The following is a 17,677-nucleotide window of genomic DNA, read 5'->3' as shown; positions in this document are numbered from 1 at the left end:
TCGGCGGCTGGGTCAGCAACGCTGATCTTGGACACCCTCCCCGCATCTATCCAGCAGCGACACACGCCCGAATCTTCAAGGCATCAATCATCTAGTGCCATGGAAGGAGAGCTGACTCATCGGCCGGCAGCCTCGGACTGTGGGAATCCAAGACCGACGTGTTCGCGAGCGGGTGCGGCTCGCCGGTGAGTGCGGCAGTCGCCGTGGCGACATCGTGAAGATCAGCGCGCACGTATGTGGCGGTGGACCCGGCATCACCGCGTCCGGTATGACCGGCGAACGTCCGTGCGGTTGCGTAGCCGAAGTGACGTTCAACCCAGGTCAGGGTTGTATGACGGAGCCAGTGCGTACTGATCTGTTGTGTCGCGACCCAAGCGAGGTGCCGTCCGATGCGCGCCCAGATGTAGTCGTAGCGCCGGCGGGTGATCGGGCGGCCGTTGCGGTACCGCAGGAGTTGCTCGTATCGATCTTCGCCGCCGCGCCGCTGCCGGTGCCTGACGAGGTGGTGCATGAGGGTGGGGGACACTGGCTGCCAGCGGATCGTCTCGCCCTTTTCGCGCAGCCTGACCAGGCACTGTTCGCTGTCGAGGTCCATCGGGCGGAGCGCCAGGGCGCCACCGCGGCGACACGCCGTTTCGATATGGAGGCGCAGCAGCAGCGTGTCGAGCTCGGAGTCATCGCCGGTCGTACCCGCAACGGCGCAGACCTGCGACAGCTGCTCATTGGTGAGCGCGTGGCGAGCGCTGGCCAGGCGCCGGGGCTTCGGCACGCGAATCGCAGGATTCGCCGATTCGGGTATGAGCCCGTCGGCGACTGCGTGGCTGTAGATGCATCGGAGGGCGGCGATCATGTGCTCGCCGGCGCTTCGGCCGCCACGGGAGTTACTCCGCACCACTGCCGAAGCCCGGGCCGACTCCGCCAGCTGTTTGATCTCTGAGGCTGTGGGCTCGTCGAGGCGGCGACCACCCCACTGTTCGAGGACGCGACGCCAGTAGGCGAGGTAGGCGCGGCGCGTACCGGGCGGCACCGCGTCCGCGATCTGCCCGACGTATTCGCCGAACGTCGGGATGCTCCGCGGTGCCGCGCCGTCCAGGAGCGCTTCGGCCGAGATGCCCAGCCGCGTCAGCAGCACACGGACTGTCTCCAGGTCGATGGCGGGCCGCCCGGCTGCCCCGTCATGCATGCTGCAGGCCGGGGCCGACGGACGCCTCGCACGATTCGAGCAGACGAGCCACGATCGGCAGCGGATACACGACGAGAGCCCCTTGCCCGGGCCGAGTCGTCACCAGCACGCGATCTCCGCACGTAAGACCGAGCCGGCGTCGAAGATCGACGGGAAGCCTGACATGGCCGCGCGCGCCGACGGCCAGCGGACCGCCGTCAGCACGAACGATCCAGCCGGCGGAGCCGGACATCGACACCTGCAGCGGCTGATGGGCAGTCCAGCCCAATACCCGCACCGGCGACCGATCCGCCAACCGGCCGGAGTCGTCGAGTGTCGTGACCGACCAGTAGCCGACGTCGGCGTCCTCGCGGACGTGCAGCACTGGCAGCGGCAGTGCGGGCGGCATCTGTAGCCCGGTGGCGGCATGGGCAGCTTGGGAAGCCGTCATCATGTCCTCCTCGGTTCCGAACATGAGGTCGGTTCCATGCTGCCGCGACCGCGGGACCCTGCGGAATGTGTGACGAGGTGCTACCGCTGCCAGCGCCGCAGCGGCATACGGTGGTGACGGCTCGGGTGAGCCGTCACCACCGCTACCGGCTCACTGCATCGGATGCGGCTCGGCGGTGAGGGCCGCGAGCGCAGCCGCGACCTCGCTGAGCTTGGCCCGCACGTACCGGGCCGTGGTGCCGACCTCACCGGTGCTGTCGGCGTGGCCGGCGTATGCCTGGGCGATGGCGTAGCCGAAGTTGCGTTCAACCCACGTGAGGGTTGTGTGGCGCAGCCAGTGGATGCTGACCTGCTGCGTTGCCACCCACGGCAGGAGTCTGCCGAGACGGACGAACAGGTGGTCGTAGCGGCGGCGAGTCACCGGCGTGCCGTTGCGGTACCGCAGCAGCTGGCCCTCCGCGGCAGCGCCCCGCTCGCACGCGTGCTGGAGCAGGTAGCGCATCAGCGTTGGGGAGACCGGCTGCCAGCGGACCGTCTCGCCTTTCTCCCGCAGCCGGACGAGGCACTGTCCTTCGTCCAGGTCGACCGGGCGCAGGGCGAGGGCGCCGCCGCGCCGGCACGCCGTCTCAGTGTGCAAACGCAGCAGGAGCGCGTCGAGCTCGGGGTCGTTGCCGCTGGACGCTGCTGCGGCGTTGAGTTCGGCGAGCTTGGCGTCGGCGAGCGCGCCGCGGGTGCTGGGCAGCCGCCGCGGCTTGGCGACCTTCAGCGCCGGGTTGTCGTCCTTGCGCAGATACCCGTCGTCGACCGCACGGTTGTAGACGCAGCGTAGGGCCGCGATCAGGTTCTCCGCGGTGCCGCGGCCGGAGCGTCCGTTGCGCCGCATGACCCGGCCCGCCTTGACGAGTTCGACAAGACCGCTGATCTCGGTCGGTTTTACCTCGTCCATGCGCCGGTCGCCCCACTGCTGCTCGATGCGGTTCCAATAGCTCCCATACGCGCGCAGCGTTCCGGGCCCGACCGCGGCGCGAACCACCGGCAGGTACTCGCGGAACGTCGGCGTCGCCGTCCGGGCCGACGCCGGCTGCAGCAGGTCCTCCGGGGAGACACCGAGTTTGGCCAGCAGCAGCCTCGCGGCCTCCAACTCGGGGTTTGCGGCGGCGGTCACGCGGCACCGTCCCGGAACCGGTCGTTCAGCAAGCCGCCGACCAGTTCCTCGAGTACCGCCGGCGGATGCACGACCAACAGCCCGTTGACCGGGTCGGCGGCCAGCAGCACCCGCGCGCCCAGGTCGAGGCGGCACCAGTGCCGCGCGGTCGCGGGTATGCGGACATGCCCGGGTGGCCTGAGCCGGAACACCCCCTGCTCGTCCGCGACGACGACGACCAGGTCCGCGCAGGTCTGCAGGTGCAGCCGGGTGTCGATCGTCCAGCCGAGGGCCCGGAACAGGGCGGCATCTGCCACCCGCCCGTTCGTGTCGATCGTGGCGATGCCGAACCGCAGCGTGCCGGCAGGTCGCTCGGCCAGCCGCGCGAGCGGCAACGGTCCACGCGGCCGTGCCGCAGCCGGAGGTGCGACAGCGGAACGTGGGTTCGGGTGGGCGGAGGGGATGACTGGCCGGATCGGGCTCGCGGTCATCGCGACCACCGGCCCATGGCCGAAATGTCATGAATGTGCGGTGGAAACACCGCGGCCGCGTGCTCGATTGCGCTCGAACACGCGGCCCTCAAAGTCGGCATGTATGCCGGATTCTGGTGTCGAAGGGGGGACTTGAACCCCCACGCCCGATAAAGGGCACTAGCACCTCAAGCTAGCGCGTCTGCCATTCCGCCACTTCGACCGGCTGGCCAATTGTACTCGGTGCCTTCCGGCTCCGCTTCAACGGCCACGCGAGACTTTACACGGTCACCCCGGATCTTGACGAATCGGGGGGCCGACGCGCGGAGGCGACCGGAGGGGGGAGCCGGTCGCCTCGCGTCTACGTCGGGTTTACCCCGCGGCTAGTGATCGATAAACGTCGGGTTCTCAGAGATCTTCTTCCCAGGTCGTACGGCGGGTCAGGGCGTCCATCACCTTGTCCACCACGCCGAGGGCCGGGTCCACGAGCTTGTTCAGCGGCGGGGTGGACGGGGTGCCGGGGTGGGGGCGGGTCGGGGCGGCCGAGCGTGCGATCTCCACGCGGTTGCCCAGGCGTACCAGCTCCTCGGACGTGCACCGCGAACGCAGTGCCGGGAAGAGCTCGGCCGCGGTGTGGGTGTGTGAGCGCACGTGGTCGGTGACGGCTCGCAGGGCGGCCTTGTCGGCGGACGTGTGCAGGCGGCGCAGGGCCACGAGGAGCTCAGCGTCCGCAGCGAGTTCGCGGGAGGCGATGTCGGGGCCTTCGGGCAGTACCGCGGAAACTGCCGGAATCAAGTATTGCTCCTCGGCCGACAGGTGCCGGGCCAGGGTGGCCACGAGGACGTCGGACGCGGCCGGCTCGGTCTCGGCGCGGGCGCACAGCCGGTCGAGCTGTTCGTGTTCCTCGTCCAGCAGGTCGATCATGCTGCGACCCATGGCGTCGTGCTCGTCGTCGGGCGCGCCCGGGAGGGGCGGCAGAGGGAGTCCGCTCACGGTTGCCGATGTACCCGGGCGTCAACTTCTTGAAACGGCAGGTTACCCGTCGGTACCATCTTCATTCACATCTGTCAATGAAGATGGAAGGGGCCGCCATGTCGTCGACCTGGCGGGGGTCCGCCGCCCTCGCCGCTCTCACCGCCACCGCTCTCCTCGCCGCGCAGCTGGGCACCGCCACCCCGGCGGCCGCGGCTCCGGGCCCGCCGCCCGGCTCCATCGCCTCGATGGGCGACTCGATCAGCCGCGGCTTCAACGCCTGCGGGTGGTACGTCGACTGCCCGAGCCGATCGTTCAGCACTGGCACCGACTCCGCCGTGAACAGCCAGTACCTGCGCATCAAGGCCGTGAACCCGGCGATCAACGGCCGCAACCTCAACGACGCGAAGTCCGGGGCCAAGGTCGCCGACATGCCCGGGCAGGCCGCCACGGTGGTGAGCCAGGGTGCGGCGTACGTCACCATCCTCATCGGCGCAAACGACGCCTGCACGAGCTCGGAGGCGTCGATGACCAGCGTCGCCGCGTTCCGCTCGTCGCTGGACTCCGCGCTGGGCACGCTCAAGGCCGGGCTGCCGGACGCGAAGGTCCAGCTCATCAGCATTCCGGACATCAAGCGCCTCTGGCAGGTCGGCAGTGCCAGCTCGTCCGCGCGCAGCGTGTGGTCGCTCTTCGGCGTGTGTCAGTCGATGCTGGCCAACCCCTCGTCGACGGCGGCGGCCGACAGTGCCCGGCGGGACCGGGTGCGCCAGCGCGTCGCCGACTTCAACGGGCAGCTCGCCTCAGCTTGTACCGCCTACGGCGCGAACTGCAAGTACGACGGCGGTGCCGTCTTCGGCTACCAGTTCACCCTTTCGCAGGTCTCGACCTGGGATTACTTCCACCCGAACGCGTCGGGCCAGGCGGTGCTCGCCTCGATCACCTACGCGGCCGGCTTCGGCTGGTAGGACCTCAGGGTGGTCCGGCGGCGACTCTGGGTAGTCGTCGCCGGACCACGCGGAAAACTGTCGGCCCCGCCTGATATGACTTCCTCATGGACGCCACCGACCCCGCCACCGACGAAGTCATCGAAATCTGCCGGGACCTGCTGCGCATCGACACCACGAACACCGGCGACCTCGACACGAGCACCGGGGAACGGGTCGCGGCGGAGTACGTGGCGGAGAAGCTCGCCGAGGTCGGTTTCCAGCCCGAGATCTACGAGAGCGAGCCGGGCCGGGCGAGCGTCGTGGCGCGCTTCGAGGGTGAGGACCCGTCGCGGGACGCGCTGCTGATCCACGGCCACCTCGACGTCGTGCCCGCCGATGCCTCCGAGTGGTCGGTCGACCCGTTCGGCGGCGAGATCAAGGACGGCTACCTGTGGGGCCGGGGCGCGATCGACATGAAGGACTTCGACGCCATGGTGCTGGCGCTGGTCCGGCGGATGAAGCGGGAGGGCCGCAAGCCCCCGCGCGACGTCGTGCTCGCGTTCGTCGCCGATGAGGAGGCCGGCAGCACCTACGGCGCGCAGTACCTGGTGGATCGCCATGCCGGGCTCTTCGACGGGGTCACCGAGGCGATCGGCGAGGTCGGCGGGTTCTCGGTGAGCGTCGGCGGTGACCAGCGGCTCTACCTCATCGAGACCGCGCAGAAGGGCATCGACTGGCTGCGCCTGCACGCCAAGGGCCGGCCCGGCCACGGCTCGATGATCAACGACGACAACGCGGTCACGGCGCTGGCCGAGGCGGTCGCGCGGGTCGGCACGCACCGCTTCCCGGTCGTGCTCACCCCGACCGTGCGGGCGTTCCTGGAGCAGGTCTCGCAGATCCTCGGCATCGAGCTCGACCTCGACGACCCCGAGGCGGCCGTCGGCAAGATCGGCCCGATCGCGATGATCATCGGCGCGACGCTGCGCAACACCGCGAACCCGACCCGCCTCGCCGCGGGCTACAAGGACAACGTCATCCCCGGCCGGGCCTCGGCCACCATCGACTGTCGGACGCTGCCCGGCCAGTCGGAGCTGTTCGAGGAGGAGCTGCGGCGCATCGTCGGGCCGGACATCGAGCTGGAATACATCCACCGCCAGGCGGCGCTCGAGACCACGTTCGACGGGGCGCTGGTCGAGGCGATGTCGGCCGCGCTGCGGGCCGAGGACCCGGGCGCGATCGCGGTGCCCTACATGCTCAGTGGCGGAACCGACGCCAAGCAGTTCGCCAAGCTGGGCATTCGCTGTTTCGGCTTCTCGCCACTGCGCCTTCCGGCCGACCTGAACTTCGGCGCGTTGTTCCATGGCATTGACGAGCGCGTACCCGTTGAGGGACTACAGTTCGGCGTGCGAGTGCTCGACCGGTTCCTGCAGCAGTCCTAACTCATCTTTTCTCAGGGGGATCTCATCATGACCGACCGGCACGCGGAGCTTGACGCCGCGCTCGAGCGCGTGATCGCGGCGGCCCGCGAGCACCTTGCCGCGGTCAAGGCCGCGGGCGGCCGGGCCGACGACGACGTGGTGTGGCGCGCCTACGTGGAGCTCAACAACGCCTCCAACAGCTACGACGAGCTGCTGCTCGACGAGTTCGGCGAGGTCACTCCGTGGGACGTCGAGGCGATCGACCCGGAGGAGGCCGACCGCCAGTTCGGCGTCGGGATCGTCGACGGGGCCGAGGCCGAGGACCCGCACCCGCGGGTGATCTCGGTGCGCCAGCGCCGCGACTACCGCATCCCGAGCGTCGGCGCCCTGCTCGCGGTGGCCGAGGCGGCCCGCCGCGCCAACCCGGGCGACGGCGACGGCGCCGCGGTCGAGACCGTCGGCGAGGCCGTCCTCGAGCTCATGCAGGCCGGCGACGGGTCGCTGGGGGCGCTGGACATTCCCGAGCTCGAGTCGCTCGACGGGGTGGTCATCGTGGCCGAGGTGGAGACGCCGCTCGACCCGGAGACCTACGAGGACAACGACGGCGCCGGGCCGTTCGCGCTGGCCGCGGGCGACCGGGTGGTCGACCGGCTGGACGAGCACGCCTTCGCCGACCTGGACGACGACCTGACCGAGGACGACGACGAGCCCTCGCGGAAGAGCACGGCCGAGTAGCCCTCGGCACGCGGCCCCGGCCCCGCGGCCTGCTGGCACCGCGGGGCCGCCGCGCCGCGTTTTCGAGAGCGCCCGTGCAGCAGGGTCGTCGCGAACGTCCGGCAGGCCGCTGAGAGCCACGGTCAATTGCCAGGGCATGACTCGGGTCCGTTGGGGTGCGGACCGTCGCTCCCGCCAGACACCGCTTGGCGCTGCGCGCCGACGCTGCCAGGTCCGCTGATGGTCACCCCGAATTATCTGTGAGCCTGTCGGAGCCCTTTCGGCTCGTGGCCGCCTGGGCGGCCGCTGTCAGGTCCGTGGATGGTTGCGCCCGAGCCGTCTGTCTGCGCCGTCGGCGCCGGATTGCGCGGGTGCGGCGTGGGCCGGGGCCGCTCGTTGCTGGGCCTGCGGATGGTGACGCCGAGCCGTCTGCCGGCCCCAGGTAGTCAGGTGTGGGGCCGAGGGCCAGGTCCGCGGGTGGTCACGCATAGTAGGGCTGCGGAGCGGGCGGGAGCCAGGACGGCCACCAGGCCGGCTCGTGGCCGCCCGGGCAGCTTACCGCGTCGGTCAGCGGCAGGCCCGCCCAGAAGAAGAAGCCGTAGGCCACCAGGGCCAGGACCGCCAGCGCGAGCGCGGCCGTCGCGGCGGTCGTCACCGCCCGGCTGGGGGAGAGTCGAGACAGCAGCGGGGCGCTGCCGGCGACGAGCGCCGTCTGCGCGACCCACAGCACGGGCATCGCGATGAAGAGCAGGAAGGCGTTGTTCGCGCCTGCGTTGATGCCCACGTCGCAGGCGGCGAAGGCCCGGCTCACCACCGACGTCTCGGCATAGCTGGCGGCCGCGGCCAGGACGGCGGCCGAGACGACCGTGCGGGCTCTCATTGCAGCGACAATAGGCGAACGGCTCGCCCCGCGACGCCCCGTGCGCCAACGCGCATCGGGCGACCGTCCAGAGTGGACGGATGCCGGGCCCGTGGTGCCGGGCGACCACATTGGACTGTCGTCCTCCGCACGGCGAGCCGACGGCGAGCCGGGACGTGGAAGCGTCCGGGAGACCTGCGCATCGGGACGGCGACGTCCGGCCGGAACCGCGGGCCGTCGGCGGCCGTCACGGCGTAGGCGCGGCGGCGGCCGACGCGGCCGTCGCGCTCGCCCGCAGTGATGCCCGGCGGACCGCCGGAGCCAGGACGGCGAACAGACCACCCCGCACGCCACGAACAGCAGCCCCACGCCCCACGCCGCCGCGAGCGTGTACGCCAGCGGCGGCAGGCCGAGCGTGCGCCCGAGGTGGCACGACAACGGTGCCACCCGGGCGCTGGGGCGAGCTCAGATCTTCAGGTCGTACACCTTCAGCGCGTTCTCACGCATGAGCTTCGCCTCGGACTCGGGGCGCAGGTTCCAGGCGGCGATCTCCTCGCGGGCCCGCGCGTGCGGGATGACCGGGAAGTCGGTGCCGAACATGACCTTGTCCGCGCCCCACCCGTTGAGGTAGCTCACGAGCTTCGGGTCGAGGTACTTGGGCGCGTAGGCGTCGATGCCGATGTACACGTTGGGGTGCTTGTACGACACGGCGATCATCTCCTCCGTCCACGGCCACCCGACGTGGATCCCGATGATCTTCAGCTCCGGGAAGTGGCAGGCGAGCGTGTCGAGCAGGATCGGCCGGCCGACCGACGGCAGCGGGTGGTCGTGGCTGTACCGCAGGCAGTGCCCGACCTGCATCTGCACCGGCACGCCGAGCTCGGCGCACTTGGCGTAGAAGGGGTAGTAGCGCGCGTGGTCCGGGGCGAGCTCGAACCAGTGCGGGTAGATGTGCGCCCCCACCATGCCGTACTCCCGCACCATCAGCTCCAGCTCGCGCACGCCCTTCATGCCCTCGAAGGGGTCGATGCCGACGAGCCCGCTGAACCGGTCCGGGTGCGCCTGCACCAGCTCGACGACCCGCATCGGGTCCAGCCGCCACGACTCGGAGAGCCCCTCGCGGCCCATCTTCGGCGCGATCAGCAGCGCGTGCTCGACGTTCGCGGCGTCGAGCGCCGCGAGGTGCTGCTCGACGGTCAGGCCCGCGAGGGTGTTTTCGGAGGCGTTGACCTTGCCGCCGAGGAACTGCTTGTTCCACGCGGGCCGGGAGGCGACCACCTCGGGCGTGAACAGGTTGCAGACGATGTCGATCGCGGGCGTGCTCATGTGCGGGACTCCAATGAGGGGCGTTCGTCGATGAACCGGCGCGGCTTCATGCGCTCGTCGGCGGGGAAGAGGGCATCGGCGGTCGTGAACTCGACGACGGGCGTGACGCGGGTCGCGAGCTTGACGGCCGCCGCCACGCGATCGGCCGGGCTGGAGCCGCAGACCTGGACGACCAGCTCGTCGCCGGAGAGCGGGTCGGCCGGGTCGAGCCGGCGTACGACGGCGCGGTGGTCGGCCACGCCCGGTACCGCGGCAATGGCGGCCTCGAGTGCCGTCGTGTCCACGAGCTGGCCCTTGATCTTGAGCGAGCGGCCCGAGCGCCCGTGGTGCGCGACCACCCGCCCGCCGAGCCGGCCGCAGTGCGGGCAGGCGTCGTGGGCGACCTCGACGCGGTCGCCGAGCAGGTAGCGCACGAGCACCGTGCCGTGCCGGTCGAGGTGGGTCATCGTCAGGGCGCCGGGCGTCCCGGGCGGCACCGGGAGGCCGTCGTCGTCGACGGCGTCGATGTGGAGCAGCTCGGGCATCGGGTTGTGGAACCCGGTGCCGGGGACGCACTCGACGAGGCCGTACTGCAGCTCCGACGCCCCGAGGCTGTTGGAGATCACGACGTCCGGGGCCCCGGCGGCGGCCAGCAGCTCCGCGAGCTGGGCGGCCATCGCCGGCGTGACGGCCTCGCCGCTGATGGCGAGCATGCGCACGTCGGGCAGGGTGCCGCCGCGGCTGGTGACCTCGTCGACGACCCGGCGCACGTAGCTCGGCACGCCCCAGAGCACCGTTGGCCGGGCGGCGACGAGCAGGTCCGCGACCTCGGGCAGGCGCCGGGTCACCTCGAACCAGGGGCTCGTGCCGCTCATCCCGCACACGACGGTCGCGCCGAGCACCGCGGCGGCGTGGTTCGCCCGGGTCCAGGCGCCGTGCGGCTGCGGGGTGAGCGGGTAGAGGTTGGCGATACGGTCGTCGCCGTGCATGCCGCGGATCTCGGCCATGCGCACCTGGGCGGCCAGGATCGCGTGGAAGTCGTACGCCGACTGGTAGATCGGCGCGGGGGCGGAGGTCGAGCCGGAGGTGTACGCGATGTCCCACAGCTGCCGCTCGGGCGAGCCGTCGGTCTCCAGCCGGAACCGCTCGGGCTCGGCCGTGAACATCGCCTTGGTGGTCAGCGGCAGCAGCGGAAGATCGTCGATGCCGCGCACGGCCGTCAGGTCGATGCCGGCCCAGTGCTCGCGGTAGAACGGGTGCGCGGACGCGAGCCGGGCGACGGTGGCCCGCAGTGCCGCGTCCTGCACCTTCCTACAGTCCATCGACGAACCGCTCGATCAGCTCGGCGCAGACCTTGGGCTGGCGGACCGGGATCTGGCCGATGCAGTCGGGGACCACCTCGTAGGGCAGGCCGAGCTGTTCGGCCGCGCGCCGGGTGCCCTCCTCCAGGAACTCGCCGTCGGCCGCGACGCACAGCACCGGGCAGGTGAGCTGCGACAGCGGGGTGAGCGGGTCGTACTCGAACGCCGAGTTGTAGGCCCAGTGGTAGCGGTCGAGCGAGCCGAGCATCGTCCAGACCGCCCGCTGCCGCGTCTGCAGGTCGCAGCCGCGCCACAGCCCCTGGTACCGCTGCCACGCCGACAGCAGGTGGGTGGCCTCCTCGGTGACCGGCTCGTCCGGCGCCCAGTTCTGCCGTCGGTCGCGCTGCTGCTCGGGCGTGTAGGTCGCGATGCCCAGCAGCACGAGCCCGGAGACGAGCTCGGGGGCCTGGTGCGCGGCCTCGATGGCGATGCTGGCCCCGGTGTGCGAGCCGACGACCACCGCGGGCCCGTCCAGCGTGCGCAGCAGCTCGACGACCGGCTCGGCGTAGCCGGGGATGTCGAGGCGCCGCGGCGGGGCGTCGGACATGCCGTAGCCGAGCGTGTCCGGGGCCAGGGCGCGGGACCAGGGGGCGAGCAGGGGCAGGACGTCGTCGTACACGAACGAGGAGAGCGGGCTCTCGTGCAGCAGGACGATGTTCGGACCGGCCTCGCCGGCTACGCGGGCGTGAATCTGCCCATGCGAGGTCTGAAAATAGGCACGGTGCATCGAAAAAAAGCCTTCCAGAAATGGGTCAGGCGACGTGGCCGACGGCGCGCGAGACCTCCTGCGCGCCCGCCCGGACCAGCGCGCCGAGGCGCTGGATGTCGGTGGCCTCGAAGCGGCCGACCGGCCCGCAGACCGAGATGGAGCCGAGCACGCCGCCGGCCATGCCGAGCACCGCGGCGGCGACGCTCGCGGCGCCGGCGTCGCGCTCACCCGCGCTGATGGCGTAGCCGCGCTCGCGGATCTGCACGATCTCCTGCAGCAGCTCGTGGCGGCCGGCGATGGTGGCCGACGTCAGCAGGTTGAGGGAGTGGGAGGCCAGGTAGTCGTCGATCGAGCCGTCCGGCATCGCCGCGAGGATGGCCTTGGAGGACGCCCCGGCGTGCAGCGGGTAGGCGACGCCCATGGTCACCGACATGCGGATCTCCTGCGGCGAGAGCGCCTGGTCGACGTAGATCCGGCTGTCGCCCTGCTTGAGCGAGAGGGTCGCGGTCTCCTGCGTCTCGCGGACCAGGCGCTCGAGGATCGGGCGGGCGGTCTGCTGGACGTTGGTCTGGCGCAGCGCGGCCATGCCGATCGCGAGCGCGCCGGTCCCGAGCCGGTAGCACTTGGTGGCGTCGTCGAAGGCGAGGAACCCGTCGGCCGCGAGACCCTTGAGCAGCCGGTGCGCGACCGCCTTGGGCTGGTCGATCTCGCGGGCCAGGGCCGAGACCCCGATGCCGCCGGAACCGGCCGCCGACACCGCGTAGATCACCTTGAGCACGCGCTCAAGGCCCGACGTCGGCTCCCGCGTCGACTGAACCTCCGCTAGCGACATCACGTCCCCCGCTTGCTCTCATCGCCGGACCAGAATACGAATTTACGCTGGGCCAGCTTCACGACGCCATGGGCGATCATGCCCATGATCGACAGCACGATGAGGACCGCGAACATCGCGGGGATGTCGAAGCGGTAGTTGGCCTGCATCAACTGGTAGCCGAGGCCCTCCTGGGCGCCGATGTACTCGCCCACGATGGCGCCGAGAATCGAGAAGACGACACCGCTCTGCAGGCCGGCGAAGATGTACGGCAGGGCGCTGGGGAAGCGGGCCATCCGGAAGACCTGGAAGCGGCTCGCCCCGAAGGAGGTCAGCATCTCGATCTTGTCGTTGTCAGCGGACTTGAGGCCCGCGATGACGTTGATGAGGATGGGGAAGAAGGCGATGATCGTCGCCATTACGATCTTCGAGGCCAGCCCGAAGCCGAACCACACGACGAACATCGGGGCGAGGGCGACCTTCGGCACCGACTGGAACGCCACGACGTAGGGCAGCACGGTGCGTTCGAGCAGGGTGATCTGGGCGACGGCGGTGCCGATCAGGACCGCGACCACGACGGCGATCACGAAGCCGACCCCGGCCTCCTGCACGGTGACCCACAGGTTGTGCCAGAACGCGGCCTCGCCGAGCTGGTTGAAGAAGATCTTGACGATCTGGCTGGGCCGGGGGAGTACGAACTCGTCGACGCCGATCCAGCCCGGCACGAACTCCCAGGCGGCCATCACGACGACGAACACGATCGGCACCAGCGCGAACTCGGGCCGTTCGTGCAGATCGGGGATCAGGCTACGGCGGCGCGGGGCCGCGAGCGGCTGGCGCTGCCCCGCGCCGGGCGGGACGACAGTCTGCGTTGTCATGGTTGTCCGTCCTCAGTCGATGACGCCGGCGCTGTTGAAATACGCGCGGATCCGCTCGACGTAGACCCCGGCGTCGTCGGAGGCCATCATCCGCAGCTCGCGCGGGCGGGGCAGGTCGATGTCGATGATCTCGGCGATCCGGCCCGGCCGCGGGGTCATCACGATGACCCGGTCGGAGAGGAACACCGCCTCGGGGATCGAGTGCGTGACGAGGATGGCCGTCTTGCGGCTCTCCTGCCAGATGCGCAGCAGCTCGAGGTTCATGTATTCGCGGGTCATCGCGTCGAGCGCGCCGAAGGGCTCGTCGAGCAGCAGTACGGCGGGGTCGTGCACGAGCGCGCGGCAGATGCCGGCCCGCTGCTGCATGCCGCCGGAGAGCTCGCCGGGGTACTTGTTCTCGAAGCCGTCCAGGCCGACCAGCTCGAGCAGTGCGCGGGCGCGGACCTCGTGCGACTTGCGGTCGAGCTTCTGGATCTCGACCGGCACCATGACGTTCTCCAGGATCGTGCGCCACGGCAGCAGGGTCGCCGCCTGGAACACCATCCCGACGCCCTTGTCCGGGCCGCTGACCCGGTTGCCGGCGATCCTGGTCTCGCCGTCGGTGTAGGGGATCAGGCCCGCAAGGATCTTCAGCAGAGTGGTCTTGCCGCAGCCCGAGGGGCCGACGATGGAGACGAACTCGCCGCGGCGGGCGGCGAACGAGACGTCCGAGAGGGCATGGGTCGGCGCGGACTTGCGCGGTCGGTAGACCTTCTCGAGGTGGCTGGCCTCGATCCAGCGCGAGTCGAGGTCGCCGTCAGTGGTCGCGGGGACCACGTTGGCTGCTGACGTCACGGGCTGTCCTTCGATTCGGGGGGATCGTTCATCTGGGCGGTACGACTTACCGCTTTGCGAAACGCTAAGCACCGGTCTTGGATCGCGTCAAGGGTTCGGGCGGGCTTTCTTGCCCGGCTTGTTTCCGCTGATTAAAGGCGCTCGTAACCTCTTGACGCCACCGATCCGCCGTGTCTAGCGTCTGGTTTCACAGGAGAAACAGCGTTTCGCCCAGAGGAACAAGACCAGAGGAACAAGAGGCGGTCTCGATGCAGCTGCGAGGTTTCACCAACCCGCTCTCGCCCACAGGATCCGCGAGCCTCGTCGAACCACCCCCGCACCACATCGGCTCGGACGCCATCCGCGTGCTGTTCCGCGCCGGCGCCGACCTGGCCCGCCGCTACCTCCCCGAGCCGCTGGAGCCCGTCGAGGACGGCGTCGGCTTCGCGTTCGTGGCCGACATGGTCAAGGTCAGCGACAGCGAGCCCGACCAGGCGTTCACGGCGCCGCGCCGCACGCAGTACGGCGAGGGCATCGTCGGCTTCTACGCCACCCACCGCGGCGAGCCCGGCCGGTTCAGCACCTTCATCTGGGTGACCGAGGACTGGTCGATGGGCTTCGGCACCGTGATGGGCTGGGGCAAGAAGATCGGCGAAGTCCGGCGAACCCACATCAACCCGTACAATCCGGCGATGGGCCCCATCGGGCCGGGCACCAAGCTGTCCGGCTCGGTCAGCCGGCTCGGCGCGCCGGTGCTCGACGTCGGCATCGAGATCACCGAGGCGATCGAGGCGTCGCAGATGCCGGCGTACGGCAACCGCGGCTTCCTGCTGTCGCACCAGCCCTCGCCGTCGCCGACCATCCCGACCCGCACCAGCCTGCTCGGCCTGAAGCTGTCGGACGTGCGCACCGGCGACGTGTTCCGGGGCAAGCCGCACCTCACCATCCACGACGCGGTGAACGAGGACCTCGCGCCGCTGCGGGACGTGGAGCCGTTCGCGGCCTACGCGTTCAAGCAGGGCTGGACCACGGACACCGTCGCCGAGGTGCTGCACGACTACACGCCCGGGCAGGGCGCGTGAAGACCCGGCGCGGCGAGCGCCCCGTCTACCTCGGCGACGCCCACACCGACCGGCTGCTGGCCGCGATCGTCGTGCTCGGCCAGGAGATCGGCGTGCTCCAGCGCCGCGTCGCCGTCCTCGAGGGCCGGGACCCCGGCGAAGACTCGGTCGCCCTCAGCCGCGTTGTCGAGGAACTCACCAAGGAGTCGCGATGAACAGGCTCGCTGACGGCCAGCTCGAGCACGCCGTCCTCGCCGCGCCCAACGTGGGCGAGGCCTACCGCCAGCAGGAGATCTGGGACCTCAAGACGCGGCTCGCCTACGACGTCGCCGCCCGTATCCGCCAGCGGTACGAGACCGAGATCGCGCCCGCCTACGCCAGGGAGCACGGCGCGGCCCCCACCAGCCGGCACGTCATCGGCGAGCTGATGGCCGAGGACCCGGCGACCCAGATGTGGAGCGCCCTGCGCCGCAGCGGCCAGGAGCAGATGTGGGCACTGGTCGCCGACAGCACGGCCCGGCAGCTGAGCCGCCTGACCGGCGTCGCCGGCTCCCTGCTGGGCAGCACCGGGTCGCTGACCCTGGACGCGTCGGTGCAGGTCCCGGCGTACCTGCAGACCGTCGACATCCACTGCATGCCCACCGGCTACTACCGCGAGACCGGGCCCGACGACCTCACCGCCGGCGCGCTCTACGACCGCGGCGTCTACATCTACGCCGCCGGCCAGCTCGGCGCGGCCAACGACGACAAGGGCCGCTCGGTCATCGAGCACTACCTCGACGTGCACCACCCCGGCCTCGCGCCGGCCGCGATCCTCGACATGGGCTGCTCCGTCGGGCACAGCACGCTGCCGTACGCCGAGCGCTACCCCGAGGCCGAGGTGCACGCGATCGACGTCGCCGCCCCGATGCTGCGCTACGCCCACGCCCGGGCGGCCTCGTTCGGCCTGCCCGTGCACTTCGCCCAGCGCGACGCGGAGGCGACCGGCTACGCGGCCGGCAGCTTCGACCTCGTCGTGTCGCACATCCTGCTGCACGAGACCAGCACCAAGGCCGTGCAGAACATCCTCACCGAGAGCTTCCGGCTGCTCAAACCGGGCGGCCTGATGATCCACGCGGAGTACCCGCCGTTCACCACGATGGACCCCTTCGCCCAGTTCCTCGTCGAGTGGGACACCACCAACAACAACGAGCCGTTCTGGAGCACCGTCCGCACGCTCGACCTCGAGGCCATGGCCGCGCGCGCCGGCTTCGAACCCGGCCAGGTCAGCCGCGAACTCATCCCCACCGGCCGCCGCCTGGTGACCGGGCAGTCGTCCGCGGGCCGCATCGGCCTGATCGTCGCGCGCCGCTAATCCCCGCCCATCCAAGGGAGAACCATGTTTCGTCGTCCCCTCGCGCTGACCGCCGCCCTCGCGGCCTTAGCGCTCGCCGCATCGGCCTGTGGTGGCTCATCGGACACCGGCAGCAAAGCTCCCGGCGGTCTCACCTCGGTCAACTACGTCACCACGGCCACCGTCCCGGGCTCGACCCAGATCGCCCTCTACGCGGTCCCCAAGCAGATGGGCTACTTCAAGGCGGAGGGGCTCGAGGCCAACCTGAAGACGGCCAACGGTTCCTCGGCGGCGCTGCAGGTCATCGCCTCCGGTGACGCGCTGGCCACCAACGCCGAGGTCGCCTCGACCATGGCCGCGGTCGAGCAGGGCGTCCAGGTCCGCACGATCGGCTCGATCAACACCTCGTTCCCGTGGAAGATCGGCATCCCGGCCGGCAAGAGCATCAGCTCGCCCGCCGACCTCAAGGGCAAGAAGATCGGCGTCATCTCGCTGGCCTCGGGCTCGAACCTGTTCACCCGCTCGTTCCTGCACGAGAACGGCATCGACCCGGACAAGGACGTCAAGATCCTCCCGGTCGGCCAGGGCACCCAGGCCAAGGCCGCCCTCGACAGCGGCCAGGTCGACGCGATCGCCCTCTACGCCGAGCTGTTCTCCCAGCTCGAGCAGATCGGCATGAAGTTCAGCTACCTCACCAACCCGGCCCTGTTCGACGGCATGCCGAGCATCTCCTTCACCGTCAGCGCCAAGACGCTCAGCGGCAAGGACAAGGACCTCGCGGTGAAGTACACCCGCGCCGCCTACAAGGGCCTGATGTTCGCCCGGCTCAACCCCGAGGCCGCGGTGGACATGGGCCTGAAGACCTTCCCCGAGCTGGCCGGCAGCGGCGGCGACACGGCCAAGCGCCGGGCCGAGCTGGTGACCCTGCTCAAGGCGTGGATGACCACCTCCACCCCGCAGACCGACGACCCGTCGTCCTGGCCGGCGTGGGGCCAGCTCTCCGATGAGCAGCTGAAGAAGGCGGCGACCTGGGCGGTGTCGACCGGCCAGGTGAAGAAGGAGCCGAACGTCTCCGAGGTCTTCGACGGCTCGCTGATCAAGGACATCAACACCTTCGACCACGACGCCGTCATCAAGGACGCCAAGGACTACAAGATCGCCGGCTAGCCCAGCCGATCACCCGTGTGGGGGCCCGGGCATCCCGGGCCCCCCCCCCCCCCCCGGGGGTGTTGGGTACAACCCCCCCCCGGGCCCCCGGGGCCGCTCGGGGGGGGGGGGCGGGGCCGCGGGG

At 70.5% G+C, this 17,677-nt stretch carries 19 protein-coding genes and 1 tRNA gene; 7 read left to right on the top strand and 13 right to left on the bottom strand.

The annotated features are described in order from the left end of the window. Positions 1–91: 91 nt before the first annotated feature. The 6 genes from ABT369_RS56650 to ABT369_RS56625 all read right to left on the bottom strand — a co-directional run bounded on the left by ABT369_RS56650 (position 92) and on the right by ABT369_RS56625 (position 4,219). Entirely contained in the window at positions 92–1,132 is a 1,041-nt protein-coding gene (locus tag ABT369_RS56650) for a tyrosine-type recombinase/integrase (RefSeq protein WP_350626863.1), read from the bottom strand. A gap of 43 nt (positions 1,133–1,175) precedes the next feature. Beyond that, a complete protein-coding gene (locus ABT369_RS56645) occupies positions 1,176–1,637 on the bottom strand; it encodes an AbrB/MazE/SpoVT family DNA-binding domain-containing protein (protein ID WP_350626861.1) in 462 nt (153 codons plus the stop codon). 126 nt (positions 1,638–1,763) lie between these two features. Then, positions 1,764–2,777 (bottom strand): tyrosine-type recombinase/integrase, encoded by a 1,014-nt coding sequence (locus ABT369_RS56640; protein ID WP_350626859.1) that lies wholly within the window; start codon positions 2,775–2,777, stop codon positions 1,764–1,766. Further along, the gene (locus ABT369_RS56635; RefSeq protein ID WP_350626857.1) at positions 2,774–3,151 is read right to left on the bottom strand and encodes a hypothetical protein; all 378 of its coding nucleotides are present in this window, start codon (positions 3,149–3,151) and stop codon (positions 2,774–2,776) included. The genes ABT369_RS56640 and ABT369_RS56635 overlap by 4 nt, the downstream gene beginning before the upstream one ends. Before the next feature lie 210 nt (positions 3,152–3,361). Then, positions 3,362–3,449: transfer RNA gene (locus ABT369_RS56630), tRNA-Leu, on the bottom strand. Positions 3,450–3,634: 185 nt separating this feature from the next. Then, positions 3,635–4,219, bottom strand: a complete 585-nt coding sequence (locus tag ABT369_RS56625; protein WP_350626855.1) for a hemerythrin domain-containing protein — start codon at positions 4,217–4,219, stop codon at positions 3,635–3,637. A 77-nt stretch (positions 4,220–4,296) separates the two neighbouring features. Between ABT369_RS56625 and ABT369_RS56620 the strand changes: the two genes are divergently transcribed. The 3 genes from ABT369_RS56620 to ABT369_RS56610 all read left to right on the top strand — a co-directional run bounded on the left by ABT369_RS56620 (position 4,297) and on the right by ABT369_RS56610 (position 7,277). After that, on the top strand, positions 4,297–5,163 hold the full coding sequence (locus ABT369_RS56620) for an SGNH/GDSL hydrolase family protein (RefSeq protein ID WP_350626853.1): 867 nt from the start codon (positions 4,297–4,299) through the stop codon (positions 5,161–5,163). 86 nt (positions 5,164–5,249) lie between these two features. Next, entirely contained in the window at positions 5,250–6,563 is a 1,314-nt protein-coding gene (locus tag ABT369_RS56615) for a M20/M25/M40 family metallo-hydrolase (RefSeq protein ID WP_350626851.1), read from the top strand. Between the two features lie 27 nt (positions 6,564–6,590). Further along, on the top strand, positions 6,591–7,277 hold the full coding sequence (locus tag ABT369_RS56610) for a hypothetical protein (RefSeq protein WP_350626849.1): 687 nt from the start codon (positions 6,591–6,593) through the stop codon (positions 7,275–7,277). A gap of 460 nt (positions 7,278–7,737) precedes the next feature. On the opposite strand, the gene ABT369_RS56605 is transcribed toward ABT369_RS56610, so the two are convergent. The 7 genes from ABT369_RS56605 to ABT369_RS56575 all read right to left on the bottom strand — a co-directional run bounded on the left by ABT369_RS56605 (position 7,738) and on the right by ABT369_RS56575 (position 14,013). Continuing rightward, the gene (locus ABT369_RS56605; protein ID WP_350626847.1) at positions 7,738–8,136 is read right to left on the bottom strand and encodes a hypothetical protein; all 399 of its coding nucleotides are present in this window, start codon (positions 8,134–8,136) and stop codon (positions 7,738–7,740) included. A 444-nt stretch (positions 8,137–8,580) separates the two neighbouring features. Continuing rightward, on the bottom strand, positions 8,581–9,441 hold the full coding sequence (locus tag ABT369_RS56600; RefSeq protein ID WP_350626845.1) for an amidohydrolase family protein: 861 nt from the start codon (positions 9,439–9,441) through the stop codon (positions 8,581–8,583). Further along, positions 9,438–10,742 (bottom strand): phenylacetate--CoA ligase family protein, encoded by a 1,305-nt coding sequence (locus ABT369_RS56595; RefSeq protein WP_350626843.1) that lies wholly within the window; start codon positions 10,740–10,742, stop codon positions 9,438–9,440. The genes ABT369_RS56600 and ABT369_RS56595 overlap by 4 nt, the downstream gene beginning before the upstream one ends. After that, positions 10,732–11,508: an alpha/beta fold hydrolase gene (locus tag ABT369_RS56590; RefSeq protein ID WP_350626841.1), complete on the bottom strand. Its 777-nt coding sequence runs from the start codon at positions 11,506–11,508 to the stop codon at positions 10,732–10,734. Before ABT369_RS56590 ends, ABT369_RS56595 begins: the two co-directional genes overlap by 11 nt. 25 nt (positions 11,509–11,533) lie before the next feature. Beyond that, complete coding sequence (locus ABT369_RS56585) at positions 11,534–12,322, bottom strand: IclR family transcriptional regulator (protein ID WP_350626865.1); 789 nt, start codon at positions 12,320–12,322, stop codon at positions 11,534–11,536. Further along, positions 12,322–13,179, bottom strand: a complete 858-nt coding sequence (locus tag ABT369_RS56580; RefSeq protein ID WP_350626839.1) for an ABC transporter permease — start codon at positions 13,177–13,179, stop codon at positions 12,322–12,324. Before ABT369_RS56580 ends, ABT369_RS56585 begins: the two co-directional genes overlap by 1 nt. Positions 13,180–13,191: 12 nt before the next feature. Then, entirely contained in the window at positions 13,192–14,013 is an 822-nt protein-coding gene (locus ABT369_RS56575) for an ABC transporter ATP-binding protein (RefSeq protein WP_350626837.1), read from the bottom strand. A 248-nt stretch (positions 14,014–14,261) separates the two neighbouring features. Between ABT369_RS56575 and ABT369_RS56570 the strand changes: the two genes are divergently transcribed. From ABT369_RS56570 to ABT369_RS56555, 4 genes are read left to right on the top strand one after another with little or no spacing between them, the layout of a single operon-like run. After that, the gene (locus ABT369_RS56570) at positions 14,262–15,074 is read left to right on the top strand and encodes an acetoacetate decarboxylase family protein (protein ID WP_350626835.1); all 813 of its coding nucleotides are present in this window, start codon (positions 14,262–14,264) and stop codon (positions 15,072–15,074) included. Then, complete coding sequence (locus ABT369_RS56565) at positions 15,071–15,268, top strand: hypothetical protein (protein ID WP_350626833.1); 198 nt, start codon at positions 15,071–15,073, stop codon at positions 15,266–15,268. The genes ABT369_RS56570 and ABT369_RS56565 overlap by 4 nt, the downstream gene beginning before the upstream one ends. After that, the gene (locus tag ABT369_RS56560; RefSeq protein ID WP_350626831.1) at positions 15,265–16,407 is read left to right on the top strand and encodes a class I SAM-dependent methyltransferase; all 1,143 of its coding nucleotides are present in this window, start codon (positions 15,265–15,267) and stop codon (positions 16,405–16,407) included. The genes ABT369_RS56565 and ABT369_RS56560 overlap by 4 nt, the downstream gene beginning before the upstream one ends. A gap of 24 nt (positions 16,408–16,431) precedes the next feature. Then, the gene (locus tag ABT369_RS56555) at positions 16,432–17,553 is read left to right on the top strand and encodes an ABC transporter substrate-binding protein (RefSeq protein ID WP_350626829.1); all 1,122 of its coding nucleotides are present in this window, start codon (positions 16,432–16,434) and stop codon (positions 17,551–17,553) included. Positions 17,554–17,677: the final 124 nt, after the last annotated feature.

Origin of the sequence: Dactylosporangium sp. NPDC000244 (genome assembly GCF_040300725.1) — a bacterium.
Lineage (GTDB): Bacteria > Actinomycetota > Actinomycetes > Mycobacteriales > Micromonosporaceae > Dactylosporangium.
The sequence above is the reverse complement of the archived record's forward strand: the minus strand, read 5'-3'. Positions and strand labels throughout refer to the sequence as shown.